Origin of the sequence: Bradyrhizobium sp. USDA 326, assembly GCF_049739485.1 — a bacterium.
In the GTDB taxonomy this organism is placed as follows: Bacteria; Pseudomonadota; Alphaproteobacteria; order Rhizobiales; family Xanthobacteraceae; genus Bradyrhizobium.
Window position 1 is genome coordinate 5,814,768 of the sequence record NZ_JBMGQA010000001.1, and the last position, 16,759, is coordinate 5,831,526.

Below are 16,759 nucleotides of genomic sequence, written 5' to 3' on the forward strand. Positions count from 1 at the left end.
TTACAGCTTGCGCGCCACTTCGGGGGCGAGATCGCGCTGGCTGTCGGGAATCTGCGCAGCCGCCGCGCGCAGCCGTGGGACGATCTCCTCGACCCTGTCCGCCTTCAGGATGTCGACGGTAAGACCGGCGCGAATGAACTCGGTCTGGCGCATGTGGGCCACCAGGGAGAACAGCGGCTCCCAGAAATTGTCGATGTTGGCGAGCAGCACCGGCTTGGCGTGACGGCCGAGTTGCTGCCAGGTCAGCTGCTCGACCAGCTCCTCGAGCGTGCCAAGCCCTCCCGGCAAGGCGACGAAAGCGTCGGAGCGCTCGAACATCAGCCGCTTGCGTTCGTGCATGTCGGGCGTGACCACCATCTCCTGTACGCGCGTCAGCGCGTTCTCGCGCATCCGGAGGAAGTCGGGGATGATGCCGGTAACGGTGCCGCCGTGATCCAGCACGGAGGTCGCGACTGCTCCCATCAATCCGAGCGAGCCACCGCCGTAGACGAGGCGGATCTTGTTGTCCGCCAGCGCCTTGCCGAGGGCTTTCGCCGCTTCGATGAAGTTGGGATTGGTTCCAGGGCCGGAGCCGCAATAGACACAGACGGTTTTGATCGTGCTCATTGGTGCCATGATGCATTGCAGCGAACAGGCGTCAAGCCCTTCAGGTGATTCGATACCCCCGGCAATCTACCGGTAAATAGCGACAAACAATCGAAGATTCGCCATCTGGCGGGGTGCGCTGAGGGCGGGAAGGCTCTATATGACAAGGGAAAATCCTAAATCGCAGTGACGCCCGCATCCGGCGGGGCTTTCAGGTTTCTGATGGACCAACCTCAATCGTTCGACGGCGCCGACGTTCCCAATGCTGCCGGCGGCCCGCCCGAGCGGGCCACGCTGATGGGCACGCTGGCGCATCTGTGGCCCTATATCTGGCCGGGCGATCGCGCAGATCTGAAGATGCGGGTGGTCTGGTCGCTGGTGCTGCTGCTCGCGGCCAAGCTGATCACGCTGGCCGTGCCGTTCAGCTTCAAATGGGCGACGGATGCGCTGACCGGCGCCAATACCGCGCCGGTCGCGGCCGACAACTGGCACCTCTGGGTGATCGCCTCGCCACTGCTCCTCACGGCGAGCTACGGCGCGATGCGCATCCTGATGGCGGTGCTGACGCAATGGCGTGACGGTATTTTCGCACGCGTCGCCATGCACGCGGTGCGCAAGCTTGCGACCCTCACCTTCGTCCACATGCACGAGCTGTCGCTGCGCTTTCACCTCGAACGCAAGACCGGCGGCCTGACGCGCGTGCTCGAGCGCGGCCGCGAGGGCATCGAGGTCATCGTGCGCATGGTGATCCTGCAGCTGATCCCGACCATCGTCGAGGTCTCGCTGCTGCTGGCGGTGTTGCTCTGGCAGTTCGACTGGCGTTACGTGGTCGCCACCCTGATCACCGTCGCGCTCTACATGTACTACACCTACATCGCGACCGAGTGGCGGATCGGCATCCGCCGCAAGATGAACGATTCCGACACCGAGGCGAACACCAAGGCGATCGACTCGCTGCTCAACTACGAGACCGTCAAATATTTCAGCGCCGAGGCGCGCGAGGCGCAGCGCTACGACAAATCGGTCGAGCGCTACGAGGAGGCGAGCGTCCGTACCTATACTTCGCTCGCGGTGCTCAACACCGGCCAGGCCGTGATCTTCACGCTGGGCCTGACGGCGACCATGCTGATGTGCGCGATCGGCGTGCGCAACGGCACCAACACCGTCGGCGATTTCGTGCTGGTCAACGCCATGATGATCCAGCTCTACCAGCCCCTGAACTTCATGGGCATGGTCTATCGCGAGATCAAGCAGGCGATCATCGACATCGAGAAGATGTTCAACGTGCTGGGCCGCGAGGCCGAGATCAAGGATGTGCCTGGCGCGAAGCCGCTGGTCATCTCCGCCGGCACCGTGCGCTTCGAGGACGTGCGCTTTGCCTATGAGCCGACGCGTCCGATCCTCAAGGGCATCAGCTTCGAGGTGCCGGCCGGCAAGACCGTCGCCATCGTCGGCCCGTCGGGCGCGGGCAAGTCGACCATCTCGCGGCTGCTGTTCCGCCTGTATGACGTCTCCGGCGGCAGGATCCTGATCGACGACCAGGACATCCGCGAGGTCACGCAGACGAGCTTGCGCGCCTCCATCGGCATGGTGCCGCAGGACACCGTGCTGTTCAACGACACCATCCGCTACAACATCCGCTACGGCCGCTGGGACGCCAGCGATGCCGAAGTCGAGGAGGCGGCGCGGCTGGCGCAGATCGATCATTTCATCCGCATGGCGCCGAAGGGTTATGAAACCCAGGTCGGCGAGCGCGGCCTGAAGCTGTCGGGCGGCGAGAAGCAGCGCGTCGCGATCGCGCGCACCGTGCTGAAAGCGCCGCCGATCCTGGTGCTGGACGAGGCGACCTCGGCGCTCGACACCCACACCGAGCACGAGATTCAAGGCGCGCTCGACCGCGTGGCGAAGAACCGCACCTCGCTGGTGATCGCGCACCGGCTTTCGACCATCGTCGGCGCCGACGAGATCATCGTGCTGGACCAGGGCCGCATCGCCGAGCGCGGCACCCACGCGAAACTGCTCGCGCAGGGCGGCCTCTATGCCAGCATGTGGAACAGGCAGCGCGAGGCCGAGGCGGCACGCGAGAAACTGGCCAAGATGGCCGACACCAGTGTGGCGCCCAACCGGGAGCCGCCGCCGGTCGATGACATCCTGACGACGCCTGCGGCGGCGGAGTGACCTTGTCTCCGGTCCCAACTCTGGCCTAAACAACCCGCGCGACGACCCGTGCCATTAACCCCGACCGGCAGATAACGATGTCCATTCTCGATTCGATCCAGCGCCAGATCCCGCCGATCCACAAGGAGGGTTATCCCTTCATCGGCGGCTTTGCGCTGGCAAGCCTGATCCTGTTCTGGCTGTGGTCGCCGCTAGGATGGATCGGCACGATCCTGACCGTGTGGTGCGCGCTGTTCTTCCGCGACCCCGTCCGCGTGACACCGGTTCGTGAGGGGCTGGTCGTGTCACCGGCCGACGGCCGCGTCTCGATGATCACCATGGCGCTGCCCCCGGCCGAACTCGGGCTTGGCGACCGGCCGCTGCCGCGCATCTCGGTGTTCATGAGCGTGTTCAACTGCCACGTGAACCGCGCGCCCGTGGCGGGCAGGGTGGATCGCATCGCTTATCGGCCCGGTCTCTTCATCAACGCCGAACTCGACAAGGCGAGCGAGGACAACGAGCGCAACTCGCTGGTCATCACGACGCCGGCGGCGCGGATCGGCGTGGTCCAGATCGCGGGCCTCGTCGCCAAGCGCATCGTCTGCTTCGTCAAGGAAGGGCAGGCGATCGGTGCCGGCGAGCGCTTCGGCCTGATCCGCTTCGGCTCCCGCCTCGACGTCTATTTGCCCGTGGGCACCAAGGCGCTGGTGTCGGAAGGGCAGACCGCGATCGCCGGAGAGACGATCCTGGCCGACCTGGCCGGCGACGACCCGGGCCGCGCCTTCCGCGCCAATTAACCAATAGTCGGTCTTGCAGGCGTTCCGCCGCAATGGCGGAGGACGGCCCGGCTTGCTATATCTCGCTTGAGATAAGGACAAGCCATGACGCCCTACGACTTCAAGGACCCCGACGTCCGCCGCCGCCGGTTCCGGCCGATCCCGGTGCGGATGCTGGTGCCCAACGTCATCACGCTGCTGGCGATCTGCGCCGGCCTGACCTCGATCCGCCTGTCAATCGAAGGGCGGATGTCGCTCGCCGTCTACGCCATCGTGTTCGCAGCCGCGCTCGACGGCATCGACGGCCGTATCGCGCGCATGATCAAGGGCCAGTCCAAGTTCGGCGCCGAGCTCGACAGCCTCGCCGACTTCGTCAATTTCGGCGTGGCGCCCGGCCTGATGCTGTATTTCTGGCAGCTGCACGAGCTCGGTAATGCCGGCTGGATCGCCGCGATGGTGTTCGCGATCTCCGGCGGCCTGCGGCTCGCGCGCTTCAACGCCACCATGGACGATCCGAACAAGCCGGCCTTCGCCGCCAATTTCTTCACCGGCGTGCCGGCGCCCGCCGGCGCGATCACGGTGCTGCTGCCGATCTACATCGCCTTCCTCGATCTCGGCCGCACCCCTGCGGCGGTGACGGCGGCCTACACGCTTCTGATCGCGTTCCTCATGGTGTCGCGCCTGCCGGTGTTCTCCGGCAAGACCAAGCGCATGCGCGTGCCGCCGGAGCTGGTGCTGCCGGCTTTCGTCGCTGTCATCGTCTTCATCGCGCTTCTGATCGCCTATCCCTGGCATGTGCTGTCGATCGGCACGGTGCTGTATCTTCTCGCCTTGCCGCTCGGCTACAAATCCTATCGCGACCAGGCACGCGCGATGGCAGTCACTGCGCCTGCGGGTGGAGAGGTCACGTCGCCGCCTTCGGCGCCGACGCTGGCCAATTTGTCGGAGCCGCAAGACGACGATCGGCCCGGACGATTGCATTGAACGGCGACACGCGGATATCTGTCATGAGGACCCCCGAGTTGGGTTGAGGCCCGATCTCGGCTATATCGCCCTGTGACGGCGGCATCGCGTCAATCAGCCGCCAATCTGGGAGAGAACGCCGTGACCAATTCCGCGACCGGGCCGCTGCCCGCTTCCGTCCTCGATGCGCTGGGCCGCTACGACACGCCGACGATCTGCAATGCCATGGAGATCGTGGCCCCCGAGCGGCGACTGATCGGCTACACCACCAAGCAACTGGTCTGTCCGTTTCCCGACCTGCCGCCGATCGTCGGCTATGCCCGCACGGTTACGATCCGCTCGGTGTTGAAATCGTCGCTCCCGGCCGAGGAACAGTCGAAGCGTCGCATCGACTATTACGAATATGTCGGCACCGGCCATGGCCCGCGCATCTCGGTGATCCAGGACATCGACGGTCCTGATGTCGGCTACGGTGCATTCTGGGGCGAGGTGCAGAGCAACGTGCACAAGGCGCTCGGCTGCCTCGGCGTCATCACCGACGGCTCGATCCGCGACATCCCGCAATGGGCCCCGGGCTTCCAGGCGCTGGCCGGCTCGATCGGCCCGTCGCACGCCTGGGTGCATGCGGAAAGCTTTGGCGGCGAAGTGCGCGTCGCCGGCATGACCGTGAAGTCCGATGATCTGATCCACGCCGACCGGCATGGTGCCATCGTGATCCCGCTCGACGTCGCCGCAAAGCTGCCCGAAGCCGCCGAACTCTGCGGCCGCCGCGAGACGCCAATCCTGGAGATCGCCCGCAGCCCCGACTTCTCGCTGGAGAAGCTCAAGGCCGCGCTGAAGCGCTCGGCGGAGATTCACTAGGCGCGCGATTGAAAGACCTTACGGCCGCGATGCCGGCCGTGGGTCGCCTTGTTCCGTCAGAAACAGGACCGCTTGATCCGGCTCGGCGAACACTGCGGCGGCGCATCCGATCAGGGTGAAGCCGCCGGCAAGGTCCCATAGCGTGATACCCTCCGCATTGACCGGGAGTTGGATCAAACGCGCTGCCATCACCGCGAGGGCGGCCTCGGCAAAGAGCACGAGGCTGAAGGCCGGCAGGACGAGTTCCGGCTCCAGCAGATGGAGCGCCAGCACGGCGGGCAGGGCGGTGAGAAGACCGAACAGCGTCAACATCGCGATGGCTCCCGCGATCGAGCATGCCGCAGCCCACAGGATGATACTGCATCGTCGCCCGTCTCGAATGTGGCGCAGGGCCGCAGTCATGGTTAGCAAAGCGTTGAGATTCCTGACTGCAGTCGGCAAAGTCGGCTGCATTTCGGCGCGATGCGCCGGTCTGGCGCGCCGGCTCAACTTAACCTTTACGCGGCTTTAAGGGCGGCGCTCTAGGGTTTCCGATGCGGTTCGGGGTTGGGCCGCGCCAGCGGCCAGGACGGCCGTTGTTGCGTACGCGTTGGAGTATCCCATGGATATCATGACGGGCGTTGGGCTCACGGCCGGCATCATCGTCATCACCGCGATGATATTCATGGGCGGCGATCTCCACATGTTCATCTCCGAACATGCGATGATCATCATCTTCGGCGGCTCGATCTCCGCCACCATGATCCGCTTTCCGCTCTCGGCGCTCCTGCACGGCCTTCCGCTCGGCGCCAAGTTCGCCTTCACCATGAGCCGGCTGTCGGCGCACGACCTCGTCGACGAACTCGCCCGCATTGCCGAGATCGCGCGCAAGCAGGGCCCGGTCGGCCTCGAAAAGGTGGAGACCGACGAGCCGTTCCTCGCCAAGGGCATCCGCTACGTTGCCGACGGTTACGACCTCGACTTCATCCGCGACAATCTCGAGCGCGACCGCGACAACTTCCTGATGCACCTCGACGAGGGCAGCAAGATCTACCGCGCCATCGGCGACTGCGCCCCGGCCTTCGGCATGATCGGCACCCTGATCGGCATGGTGCAGATGTTCGCCAACATGACTGACCCTTCCAAGCTCGGCCCGTTCATGGCGACCGCGCTGCTCGCAACGCTTTACGGCGCGCTGGTCGCGAACCTGTTCTGCCTGCCGATCGCCGACAAGCTGCACGGCAAGCTGCTCGACGAGGAGACCAACCGCACCCTGATCATCGACGGCATCCTGATGATCCGGGACTCCAAGAGCCCGACGCTCGTGCGCGAAATGCTGCTCGCCTACCTGCCGGAGAAGCATCGTCACGCCGAGGGCGAACCGGTGCCGGCGTAAGCCCGCCCGCCGGATTTGAGAAATGGCCAAGAAGAAACGCGGCGATGCGCATGGCGGCGGTCACGGCTGGTTCGTGACCTTCGCCGACCTCATGGGCTTGATGATGAGCTTCTTCGTCATGCTCGTGGCGTTCTCGACGCAGGACGCCAACAAACTGAAGATCGTCGCTGGCTCGATGCGCGACGCCTTCGGCGTTCAGAGCGAAGCGCGCTACTCCGGCATCGTCGAGTCCGACGGCCTGCCGACGCGCCCGCGGCTGAAGAACGTCGATCACATCCAGCCTGAAGACGCCTCCAACACGCCGACCCCGGACCAGGAGGACCGCGACAAGACGTCGGGGGCGAAGATCAAGGTCGACCGCAATTTCGCGCTGGCCGCCGCCTCGCTGCGCCAGGCGCTGCAGGACATGCCGGAACTGACCGAGATGTCCAAGCACATCATGTTCGAGGAGACCAAGCAGGGCCTCAACCTGGAGATCGTCGACCAGGACGGCCGCTCGATGTTCGCCGATGGTTCCAAGGTGCCCTATGACCGTACCCGGCGACTGATCGAGAAGCTCGCGATCCCGCTCAAGGCCACGCCGCTCCGCGTGTCCATCGCCGGCCATACCGCGGCAGGATTCGTACCGACCCGCAGCGACTACGGCGCCTTCGATCTGTCGGCCGACCGCGCCAACGCCGTGCGCCAAATCCTCGAACGCGAAGGCCTGCCGCCGTCGCATGTTTTCGCCGTCTCGGGCAAGGCGGATACCCAGCCGCTGTTTCCGGACGATCCCTCGCTTGCGGCAAACCGTCGGGTGACCATCACCCTGATGCGTGAAGATCCACCGCTGCCGCCGAATCTGAAGCCGTAACCCCCCTTGCGTTACCGTTTTACCTGAGGCATGTCGTCGCGCTGACGATGAACGTTGCTGCGACGTCACAGCTTCTGTTCCGGCGACTGCTATGGTGCTGGGCCGATTGACAGGGGCGCCGGAAGCGTCAAAAGGCGCCGGATCGAATTCAGGGACGAAGCGTTTCTCACCCCCATGACGGCGAGCATCACATCGACCGAGACTCAGGACGGGCAGCCGGTCACATCAGGCTTTTGGGCCCTTACGCTCGGGAGCATCGGCGTCGTCTTCGGGGATATCGGCACTTCGCCGCTCTATGCATTCCACGAGGCCGTCAAGGGCGCGGCTCATGGCGAGCCGGTCTCGCGGGTCATCGTGCTCGGCGTGCTCTCGTTGATTCTGTGGGCGCTCCTGATCGTCGTCACCGCCAAATACGTCCTGCTGCTGCTGCGCGCCGACAACAACGGGGAGGGCGGCACGCTCTCGCTGATGGCGCTCGGCCAGCGCGCGCTGGGGCGGCGAAGCTGGGTTCTGCTCGCGCTCGGCGTGGTGGGCGCCTCCATGTTCATCGGCGATTCCATGATCACGCCGGCGATCTCGGTGCTATCGGCGGTCGAAGGCCTGAAGCTCGCAACCCCCGCGCTCGAGCACTATGTCGTGCCGCTCACCGTCCTCATTCTGGTGTTGCTGTTCGCGGTCCAGAGCAAGGGGACCGCATTGGTCGCCTCAGCCTTCGGGCCGGTGATGGTGGTCTGGTTCACCGTTCTCGCCGTGATGGGGGCCGTCCACATCGCCGACGACCCCACGGTGCTGGCGGCCATCAATCCCTATTACGCAGTGCAGTTCGTGCTGTCGCATGGCGTAATCGGCCTCGTGACCCTCGGCGCCGTGTTCCTGGCGGTGACGGGCGGTGAGGCGCTTTATGCCGATCTCGGCCATTTCGGCCGTAAGCCGATCCAGTCGGCCTGGATGTTCTTCGTGCTGCCGGCGCTCCTGATCAACTATTTCGGGCAGGGTGCGCTGGTGCTGTCCGATCCCAGCGCGATCGAACACTCCTTCTATCGCATGGTGCCCGAGAGCCTGGTGTTGCCGCTGGTCGGACTTGCGACTGCCGCAACCGTGATCGCGAGCCAGGCGGTGATCACGGGCGCCTATTCGCTGATCCATCAGGCCGTGCAGCTCGGTCTGTTGCCTCGCTTCGAGGTGCGCTACACCTCCGAATCCCATGCCGGCCAGATCTATCTGCCGCGCGTCAACCGCCTGCTGCTGATCGGCGTGATGCTGCTGGTGCTGTTGTTCCACACTCCCAGCAATCTGGCCTCGGCCTACGGCATTGCGGTCTCCACCACCATGGTCGCCGACGGCATCATGGGCTTCGTCGTGATCTGGAAGTTGTGGAACTGGCGGGCAGCGACGGCCGCGGCGGTGATCGTCCCCTTGGTCATCGTCGATTTGAGCTTCTTCAGCGCCAACCTGCTCAAGCTCCTCGATGGCGCCTGGGTGCCGCTGCTGTTCGGCGTCGTCATGGCGGGGACGATCTGGACCTGGCGCAAGGGCTCCGGAATTCTGATCCAAAAGACCCGCCGGATCGAGGTGCCGCTGGACGATCTGATCCGGAGCCTGGAGAAGCGGCCGCCGCACATCGTCAAGGGCACTGCGGTGTTCCTGACCAGCGATCCGGCTTTCGTGCCGACCGCGCTGCTGCACAATCTCAAGCACAACAAGGTGCTGCACGAGCACAACGTGATTCTGACCATCGAGACAGCGCAGACGCCTCGGGTCGACCTGTCGGAGCGGTTCAGGATGGAGAAGATCAGCGACAAGTTCTCCAAGGTCCGCTTGCGCTTCGGCTACATGGAGCAGCCGAACGTCCCCAAGGCGCTCGCAATCGCGCGCAAGCAGGGCTGGCAGTTCGACATCATGTCGACCTCGTTCTTCGTGTCGCGAAGGTCGCTGAAAGCCTCCGCACAATCGGGCATGCCGCTGTGGCAGGACCATTTGTTCATCGCCCTGAGCCGGTCGGCCAACGATGCCACCGACTATTTCCAGATTCCCACAGGGCGAGTGGTTGAAGTCGGAACCCAAGTCACTATTTGAACGCAACCGGCCAACCCATGCAAAATTGGCATGGCTATGGTCTGGAATCGGCCTAGGCCATGCCGGTAGCGCAAGCCTATAAGCCGCGCGCTCCTCCGCCGTTGTGCCGTGAAGCATTGTAGAGGCCATTGGGCTCTTCCATGACCAGTGACGTAGCAGTTCCCGCCCCGGAGACGGCGGCGGCCAGCGGACATGGCGAGGCCCATACCACAGCCGGTTTCGGCGCGCTGACGCTCGGCAGTATCGGTGTCGTCTATGGCGATATCGGCACCAGCCCGCTCTACGCGTTCCGCGAGGCGGTGATGGCGGCCTCGGGCGCAGAGGGCCTGCCGACCCCTGCGGCTGTGCTCGGCGTACTCTCCCTGATCCTGTGGGCGCTCATCATCGTGGTGACGCTCAAATACGTCGTGATCCTGCTGCGCGCCGACAACAATGGCGAGGGCGGCACACTGGCCCTGATGGCGCTGGCCCAGCGGGCGGTTGGCAACGGCGGGGCGAGCATCGTCCTGCTCGGCATCATTTCCGGCGCCCTGTTCTACGGCGATGCCGTGATCACTCCGGCGCTCTCGGTGCTGTCGGCGATCGAAGGCATGAAGGACGTCACCCTCAAGTTCGAGCCTTACATCGTTCCGCTGACCGTGGTGATCCTGGTCGCTCTGTTCGCCGTGCAATCCCGCGGCACCGCTCGCGTTGCCGCCTTCTTCGGTCCGATCATGTGCATCTGGTTCGCAGTCCTCGCTGCGGTGGCGATCCATCCGATCATCCAGCAGCCCCAGGTGCTGCTTGCGCTGAACCCGCTCTATGCCGTGTCCTTCATGTTCCACCACGGCATCATCGGCTTCGTGACGCTGGGCGCGGTGTTCCTGGCCGTGACCGGCGCCGAGGCGCTCTATGCCGACCTCGGCCATTTCGGCAAGCGGCCGATCCAGTTCGCCTGGCTCTCTATCGTGCTGCCCTCGCTGGCACTGAACTATCTGGGGCAGGGGGCGCTCGTCCTCAGCGACCCCGGCGCGATCGTGAGCCCGTTCTTTCAGCTCTTCCCGCAAGGTCTTATCCGCGGCTGCATGGTCGTGCTCGCCACGATGGCGACCGTCATTGCAAGCCAGGCGGTCATCACCGGCGCCTATTCGCTGACGCGCCAGGCGATCCAGCTCGGCTTGCTGCCGCGCTTCGAAATTCGCCATACTTCTGAAGCCCATTCCGGCCAGATCTTCATCCCGCGCATCAACCAGTTGCTGCTGGTCGCGGTGGTGCTGCTGGTGCTCATGTTCCGCTCCTCCAGTGCCCTGGCCTCGGCCTATGGCATCTCGGTCACCGGCACCATGGTGGTTACGGCCATGATGGGCTTTGTCGTGATCTGGAAGGTCTGGCGATGGTCGCCATTCGCCGCCGCCGCTCTCATTGCGCCGTTCCTGTTCCTCGACCTGACCTTTCTCTCCGCCAACCTGCTCAAGGTGTTCGAGGGCGGCTGGGTACCGCTGGCGCTCGGCGCCCTCATGATCATCCTGATGTGCACGTGGCGGCGTGGCAGCCGGCTCTTGTTCGAGAAGTCGCGCAAGCTCGAGTTTCCGCTCGCCGACCTCGTGGCCATGCTGGAGAAGCGGCCACCCCAGCGCGTGCCGGGCACCGCTGTATTCCTGACCTCGGACCCAATGAGCGCGCCCACCGCGCTGATGCATAGTCTGAAGCACTACAAGGTGCTGCACGAGAAGAACGTCATTCTCACCATCGAGACCGCGCGGACTCCGCGGATCGATCTGGCGAACCGCGTGAGGCTGGAGCAGATCAGCTCGACCTTCTCCAAGGTGACGCTGAAGTTCGGCTTCATGGAATCGCCCAACGTGCCGAAGGCGCTGGCGATCGCCCGCAAGCTGGGCTGGCAGTTCGACATCATGTCGACCTCGTTCTTCCTGTCGCGCCGGGCGCTGAAGCCCGCCGTCCATTCCGGCATGCCGCGGTGGCAGGACCGGTTGTTCATCTCGCTCAGCCGCTCCGCCAACGACGCCACCGACTATTTCCAGATCCCCTCCGGCCGCGTGGTCGAGGTCGGCACGCAGGTGACGATCTAGGGCCGGGATTCGAAGCGGACTTCAAGTCGCTGCGATTTAGCTTTAACTTGCGCCATGGGGCTCAAGCCTTTGTAGCGCTTGATTTTCATCTCCCGAGAGGCGAGGTTGCCGCCCGCCGGGATCGCCCCGGCTGCGGCTGCCGACGTTGGAGGATGATGTGGCAAATCAAGTACAGGATCTGACCCCGGACGAGGTCTCCAAGGGTGTCGCGGAAGGGCGCTATCTGCTGGTCGACGTTCGCGAACCGAACGAGGTTCAGGCCGAGGCCTACCCTTACGGCGTCGTGGTGCCGCTCTCGACCTTCGATCCCAAGGCGATCCCCGATCCGGCCGGCAAGGAGGTCGTGTTCGCCTGCCGCTCGGGCAAGCGTTCGGTGACGGCCTCGCTGGCGGCACAGGCGGCGGGCCTGCCTTACGACAAGCATCTGGCCGGCGGCATGCTGGGCTGGAAGGCGGCGGGGCTTCCCAGCAAGGTCGGTGGCTAACCGCGCAATGACGACCAAGAGCTCTTCGCTGAACAAGGTCTTCGCCGACCTTCCCGTCACCATCTTCGAGGCGATGTCGCAGGCCGCCCGCGACAACAATGCCATCAATCTCGGCCAGGGCTTTCCCGACGATCCCGGCCCCGAGGACATCCGGCGCGCCGCGGCCGAGGCCTCGCTGAACGGCTACAACCAGTACCCGTCGATGATGGGCTTGCCGGAGCTGCGCCAGGCGATCGCGACCCATTACGCCCACTGGCACGGCCTCAAGCTCGATCCGATGAGCGAAGTGATGGTCACCTCCGGCGGCACCGAGGCGCTGACCTCGGCGATCCTCGCGGTGGTCCAGCCCGGCGACGAGGTTGTCTGCTTCCAGCCGGTCTATGACTCGTACTTGCCGATCATCCGCCAGGCCGGCGGCATTCCGCGCCTGGTGCGTCTGGAGCCGCCGCACTGGCGGCTGAATGAGGACATGCTGAAAAGCGTGTTCAATTCAAAGACCAAGGCGGTGCTGTTCAACAATCCCCTGAATCCGTCTGCGGTGGTGTATCCGCGCGAGGACCTCGAGCTGCTGGCGCGCTACTGCCAGGAGTTCGACGTCATCGCGATCTGCGACGAGGTCTGGGAGCACGTCACCTTCGACGAGCACAAGCACATCCCGCTCATCACCATTCCCGGCATGCGCGAGCGCACGATCAAGGTCGGCTCGGCCGGCAAGATCTTCTCGCTGACCGGCTGGAAGATCGGCTTCGTCTGCGCTGCACCGCCCTTGCTGCGTGTCGCTGCCAAGGTGCACCAATTCCTGACCTTCACCACTGCACCGAACCTGCAGGCCGCCGTCGCCTACGGCCTCGGCAAGTCCGACGACTATTTCCTGTCGATGCGCAGGGATCTGACGCGGAGCAGGGACCGCCTGACCAGGGGGCTGGAGAGCCTCGGCTTCCCTGTGCTGAAGTCGCAAGGCACCTACTTCCTCACCGTCGACCTGTCGCCGCTCGGGCTGAACGAGAGCGACACGGAGTTCTGCTGGCGCATCGTGAAGGACTACAAGGTGGCGGCGATCCCAGTCTCGGCCTTCTACGAGCAGGACCCGGTAACCTCCGTGGTGCGCTTCTGCTTCGCCAAGAAGGACGAGACGCTCGACACCGCGCTGGAGCGGCTGTCGGACGCGGTGCGCGGGCGCAAGAGGTAGAAACGAGATGATCAACGTCGGCTGCCCCAGGCTTGGTTTCGCGATCGCCGCGGCACTGACGTTGCTCTCCGCTCCCGCCGGGGCCGAGGAGCGCGTCGTCAACTTCTACAACTGGTCCAACTACATGGCGCCTGATGTCTTGGCTGCCTTCACCAAGGAGACCGGCATCAAGGTGGTCTACGACACTTTCGACGCCAACGAGACGCTGGAGACGCGGCTGATGGCCGGCAAGTCCGGCTATGATGTCGTGGTGCCCACAGCCTACTTCCTGCAACGCCAGATCAAGGCCAACATCTTCCAGAAGCTCGACAAGTCGAAGCTGCCGAACCTCGCCAACGCCTGGCCGATGGTGACCAAGCATCTGGCGACCTACGATCCCGGCAATGACTACGCCGCCAACTACATGTGGGGCACGACGGGCATCGGCTACAACATCGCCAAGGTGAAGCAGATCCTCGGGGCTGACGCGAAGATCGACAGCTGGGACATCGTCTTCAAGCCGGAGAACCTCGCCAAATTCAAAGACTGCGGCGTGCACATGCTCGATTCCGCCGACGACATCTTTCCGGCGGCGCTGAACTATCTCGGGCTCGATCCGAACTCGACCAAGCAGGCGGACCTGGAGAAGGCCGCCGATGCCGTGGCGAAAGTCCGTCCCTTCGTGCGCAAGTTCCACTCGTCCGAATATCTCAGCGCGCTCGCGACCGGCGAGATCTGCTTCGTGGTCGGCTGGTCCGGCGACATCATGCAGGCCCGCGCTCGCGCTGCGGAAGCCAAAAGCGGCATCGAGATCGGCTACGCCATCCCGAAGGAAGGCGCGCAGATGTTCTTCGACAATCTCGCGATCCCCGCCGACGCCAAGAACGTCAATGAAGCCTACGAGCTGATCAACTACCTCTATCGCCCGGACGTCGCCGCCAAGAACTCGGACTTCCTGTCCTACGCGAGCGGCAATCTCGCCAGCCAGAAGCTGGTCGACCCAAAAATCCTGAACGACAAGAACATCTATCCGGACGAGGCGACGCTCGCAAAACTGTTCGTCATCACGGCGCGCGAGCCGGCGACGCAGCGGATCATCAACCGGCTCTGGACCAAGGTGAAGACGGGGCGGTAGAGAAGGTACCCGTCGGGCGGCGAGCTACCGCCACCTTCTATGCAGCCACAGCCACTGCTCCGGATGCTCGCGCACCCAGCTTTCCACCACGTTGGTGATCGCCTGCGTCGTGGCCTGGATGTCGATCCTGCCATCGGCATCGCGCACCGGCTTGACCTCTTCGGTGAGCTCGCCGCGGAAGCGGCCGTCGGGCAGGCGGATGATGCGCACGCCGTGGATCGGGCATTCGACCTGGCGCAAGAGGCGCGCCAGCATCGGATTGGCGCGGGTCTTGCGGCCGAAGAACGTGACCTCGACGCCGGCCGTCAGATACTGGTCGATCAGCATCGCGACATGCTTGCCGTCCTTCAGCGCCTGCGCGAGCCGCAGCGGCGCGTCGCGGCCCGCCGGGATCAGCGTGCCCATGTTGACCTGGCGCATCTCCTGGATGATGCGATCGGCCGAGGCGATGTTCGGCCGGCGATAGAGAATCGCGGTATCCAGTCCATGGGCGACGGCGGCGAGCGCGGGCAATTCCCAGTTCGCAAGATGCGCGGCGAAGATCAGCGCCGGCTTGCCGTCGTCGCGGATCTGGTCGAACAGCTCGATGCTGCGCGGGGAAATCTCGATTCGACTCTTCTCCGGGGCATCGCGCTCGTAATTCCAGACCTGGTCGATATGGGCGAACTCGGCGCCGACGCGGCCGAGATTGTCCCAGACGCCCATCAGGATCCGGTCGATCTCCTCTCGTGATTTCTCGGGGAAGGCGGCGGCGAGATTGGCGCGGCCGATGCGGTGCTCGCGCAGCCGCGGCCCGATCAGCTTGACGGCACGCGCGAAGAAGTCCGAGGTCTTGACCGGATCGAAGTGGCGCGTGGTGCGCAGCATCGCGACCGTCGCTGCGCCGATCAGGCTTCCGCCGAGCGATTTGGCAGCCTCCCGCGCGCGGGCCTTCATGCTCGCAGGAAGCAGCGCCATGCGTCCGGTCAGGCCGGTTCGCGGGTCAGGATCAGCGAGGCGTTCTGGCCGCCGAAGCCGAACGAATTCGACATCACCGCAGTGACGCGGGCGTCGCGCGCCTTGTTGCCGACGACGTTGAACAGGATCGCGGGATCGGGGTTGTCGTAGTTGATCGTCGGCGGAATGCGCTGATGCTCGAGCGTCAGCAGCGAGAAGATCGCCTCCACCCCGCCGGCGGCCGAGATGGTGTGGCCGACCATCGACTTGTTGGAGGTGACCGGAATCTTCTGCGCGAGATCGCCGAACACGGCCGATGTCGTGTTGAACTCCATCTTGTCGTTTTCGGGTGTCGAGGTGCCGTGCGCGTTGATGTGGTCGATCTGGTCCGGCGTCATGCCGGCGTCTGCCAGCGTCTTGTTCATGCAGCCGATGATCGGCTTGCCGTCGGGCGAGGAGCGGGTGCGATGGAAGGAATCGGTGAGCTCGCCGCATCCGGCGATCACGCCGAGGATTTTCGCGCCGCGCGCAGTCGCCGCCTCGTAGCTTTCGAGCACCAGTGCGCCGGCGCCTTCGGCCATCACAAACCCGTCGCGGTTCTTGGAGAAGGGACGGGAGGCCGCCTGCGGCGGATCGTTCTGGGTCGACAGCGCCGAAAGCAGCGAGAAGCGCACCAGCGCTTCCGGGTTCACGGTACCGTCGGTCGCGACGCACAGCGCGGCATCAGTCTCGCCGCGGCGGATCGCCTCGACGCCGAGCTGGATCGAGGTCGCACCCGAGGCGCAGGCCGTGGACAGCGAGATCGGCGAACCCTTGGTGCCGAACGTCTCGGCGAGAGATGCCGCGACCGAGCCGAACATGAAGCGATGATGGTAGGCGCTGTACTTGCCGCCGCCGGAAATGCGCAGCAAATCGTCATAGTTGATGTCGAGCTGGCCGACGGCGCGACCCAGTTCGCGCCGCTGCGGCCATTCGACCTCGACCGGCGCAACGGCAAGGAAAAGGGGACCCGGGAAATCGGCCTTGGCGCCGATGCCGGCCTGCTCCAGCGCCTCCTGCGTCGCGATTTCGGCCATCCGTTCGGACAGGGCGGTGGAGGAGAACGGATCGACGCTGACGAAATCGACCGTGCCGGCCATCGTGGTCTTCAGGCCGTCGATCGGAAAGCGCGTGATGGTGCGGATGCCGGATTCGCCGGCGACGAGCTTCGCCCAATTGTCGGTCTTGCCGGCCCCGAGCGACGTCAAGATGCCCATGCCGGTGACGACGACGACGGGGCGCCCGAATTTATCGCGTGCTGCAGTCATGTCGATCCCCCGCT

The 16,759-nt window shown here is 64.7% G+C and carries 15 protein-coding genes; 11 read left to right on the forward strand and 4 right to left on the reverse strand.

Features of this window, described 5'->3' with window-relative positions; translation table 11 throughout:
* Positions 1-606 (reverse strand): TIGR00730 family Rossman fold protein, encoded by a 606-nt coding sequence (locus ABIG06_RS27210; RefSeq protein WP_199751328.1) that lies wholly within the window; start codon positions 604-606, stop codon positions 1-3.
* A 201-nt stretch (positions 607-807) separates the two neighbouring features.
* On the opposite strand from ABIG06_RS27210, the gene ABIG06_RS27215 reads away from it, so the two are divergent.
* From ABIG06_RS27215 to ABIG06_RS27230, 4 genes are all read left to right on the forward strand, one after another.
* Complete coding sequence (locus ABIG06_RS27215; RefSeq protein ID WP_370139301.1) at positions 808-2,763, forward strand: ABCB family ABC transporter ATP-binding protein/permease; 1,956 nt, start codon at positions 808-810, stop codon at positions 2,761-2,763.
* 71 nt (positions 2,764-2,834) lie between these two features.
* Entirely contained in the window at positions 2,835-3,539 is a 705-nt protein-coding gene (locus ABIG06_RS27220) for a phosphatidylserine decarboxylase (RefSeq protein ID WP_283811808.1), read from the forward strand.
* Between the two features lie 84 nt (positions 3,540-3,623).
* On the forward strand, positions 3,624-4,502 hold the full coding sequence (locus tag ABIG06_RS27225; protein WP_124158659.1) for a CDP-alcohol phosphatidyltransferase family protein: 879 nt from the start codon (positions 3,624-3,626) through the stop codon (positions 4,500-4,502).
* A gap of 120 nt (positions 4,503-4,622) precedes the next feature.
* Positions 4,623-5,342, forward strand: a complete 720-nt coding sequence (locus ABIG06_RS27230) for an RraA family protein (protein WP_199751329.1) — start codon at positions 4,623-4,625, stop codon at positions 5,340-5,342.
* An 18-nt stretch (positions 5,343-5,360) separates the two neighbouring features.
* On the opposite strand, the gene ABIG06_RS27235 is transcribed toward ABIG06_RS27230, so the two are convergent.
* Complete coding sequence (locus ABIG06_RS27235; protein WP_124158661.1) at positions 5,361-5,654, reverse strand: hypothetical protein; 294 nt, start codon at positions 5,652-5,654, stop codon at positions 5,361-5,363.
* Positions 5,655-5,943: 289 nt separating this feature from the next.
* On the opposite strand from ABIG06_RS27235, the gene ABIG06_RS27240 reads away from it, so the two are divergent.
* The 7 genes from ABIG06_RS27240 (at position 5,944) to ABIG06_RS27270 (ending at position 14,502) form a co-directional block, all read left to right on the forward strand.
* On the forward strand, positions 5,944-6,717 hold the full coding sequence (locus ABIG06_RS27240; protein WP_018645542.1) for a motility protein A: 774 nt from the start codon (positions 5,944-5,946) through the stop codon (positions 6,715-6,717).
* A 22-nt stretch (positions 6,718-6,739) separates the two neighbouring features.
* Positions 6,740-7,570, forward strand: coding sequence for an OmpA/MotB family protein (locus ABIG06_RS27245; protein WP_124158662.1), 831 nt, complete (start codon positions 6,740-6,742; stop codon positions 7,568-7,570).
* 174 nt (positions 7,571-7,744) lie between these two features.
* Entirely contained in the window at positions 7,745-9,646 is a 1,902-nt protein-coding gene (locus ABIG06_RS27250) for a potassium transporter Kup (protein WP_124158663.1), read from the forward strand.
* A 140-nt stretch (positions 9,647-9,786) separates the two neighbouring features.
* Positions 9,787-11,715 (forward strand): potassium transporter Kup, encoded by a 1,929-nt coding sequence (locus ABIG06_RS27255; protein ID WP_370139302.1) that lies wholly within the window; start codon positions 9,787-9,789, stop codon positions 11,713-11,715.
* A gap of 157 nt (positions 11,716-11,872) precedes the next feature.
* On the forward strand, positions 11,873-12,199 hold the full coding sequence (locus tag ABIG06_RS27260) for a rhodanese-like domain-containing protein (RefSeq protein WP_162500327.1): 327 nt from the start codon (positions 11,873-11,875) through the stop codon (positions 12,197-12,199).
* 7 nt (positions 12,200-12,206) lie between these two features.
* Complete coding sequence (locus tag ABIG06_RS27265) at positions 12,207-13,388, forward strand: aminotransferase (RefSeq protein WP_124158666.1); 1,182 nt, start codon at positions 12,207-12,209, stop codon at positions 13,386-13,388.
* Between the two features lie 7 nt (positions 13,389-13,395).
* Entirely contained in the window at positions 13,396-14,502 is a 1,107-nt protein-coding gene (locus ABIG06_RS27270; protein WP_124158667.1) for a polyamine ABC transporter substrate-binding protein, read from the forward strand.
* Positions 14,503-14,526: 24 nt separating this feature from the next.
* Here ABIG06_RS27270 and ABIG06_RS27275 read toward each other — a convergent pair whose 3' ends face one another.
* Both ABIG06_RS27275 and ABIG06_RS27280 read right to left on the reverse strand, forming a co-directional pair.
* Entirely contained in the window at positions 14,527-15,459 is a 933-nt protein-coding gene (locus ABIG06_RS27275) for a lipid A biosynthesis lauroyl acyltransferase (protein ID WP_124158668.1), read from the reverse strand.
* An 8-nt stretch (positions 15,460-15,467) separates the two neighbouring features.
* Positions 15,468-16,745: a beta-ketoacyl-ACP synthase gene (locus ABIG06_RS27280; RefSeq protein WP_124158669.1), complete on the reverse strand. Its 1,278-nt coding sequence runs from the start codon at positions 16,743-16,745 to the stop codon at positions 15,468-15,470.
* Positions 16,746-16,759: the final 14 nt, after the last annotated feature.

What these genes read in the sequence shown, in the direction of transcription:
- ABIG06_RS27255 (WP_370139302.1), top strand. Translation starts at nt 9,787, where the DNA reads ATGACCAGTGACGTAGCAGTTCCCGCCCCGGAGACGGCGGCGGCCAGC.
- ABIG06_RS27210 (WP_199751328.1), bottom strand. Translation starts at nt 606, where the DNA reads ATGAGCACGATCAAAACCGTCTGTGTCTATTGCGGCTCCGGCCCTGGA.
- ABIG06_RS27245 (WP_124158662.1), top strand. Translation starts at nt 6,740, where the DNA reads ATGGCCAAGAAGAAACGCGGCGATGCGCATGGCGGCGGTCACGGCTGG.
- ABIG06_RS27270 (WP_124158667.1), top strand. Translation starts at nt 13,396, where the DNA reads ATGATCAACGTCGGCTGCCCCAGGCTTGGTTTCGCGATCGCCGCGGCA.
- ABIG06_RS27265 (WP_124158666.1), top strand. Translation starts at nt 12,207, where the DNA reads ATGACGACCAAGAGCTCTTCGCTGAACAAGGTCTTCGCCGACCTTCCC.
- ABIG06_RS27240 (WP_018645542.1), top strand. Translation starts at nt 5,944, where the DNA reads ATGGATATCATGACGGGCGTTGGGCTCACGGCCGGCATCATCGTCATC.
- ABIG06_RS27235 (WP_124158661.1), bottom strand. Translation starts at nt 5,654, where the DNA reads ATGTTGACGCTGTTCGGTCTTCTCACCGCCCTGCCCGCCGTGCTGGCG.
- ABIG06_RS27280 (WP_124158669.1), bottom strand. Translation starts at nt 16,745, where the DNA reads ATGACTGCAGCACGCGATAAATTCGGGCGCCCCGTCGTCGTCGTCACC.
- ABIG06_RS27275 (WP_124158668.1), bottom strand. Translation starts at nt 15,459, where the DNA reads ATGGCGCTGCTTCCTGCGAGCATGAAGGCCCGCGCGCGGGAGGCTGCC.
- ABIG06_RS27215 (WP_370139301.1), top strand. Translation starts at nt 808, where the DNA reads ATGGACCAACCTCAATCGTTCGACGGCGCCGACGTTCCCAATGCTGCC.
- ABIG06_RS27225 (WP_124158659.1), top strand. Translation starts at nt 3,624, where the DNA reads ATGACGCCCTACGACTTCAAGGACCCCGACGTCCGCCGCCGCCGGTTC.
- ABIG06_RS27250 (WP_124158663.1), top strand. Translation starts at nt 7,745, where the DNA reads ATGACGGCGAGCATCACATCGACCGAGACTCAGGACGGGCAGCCGGTC.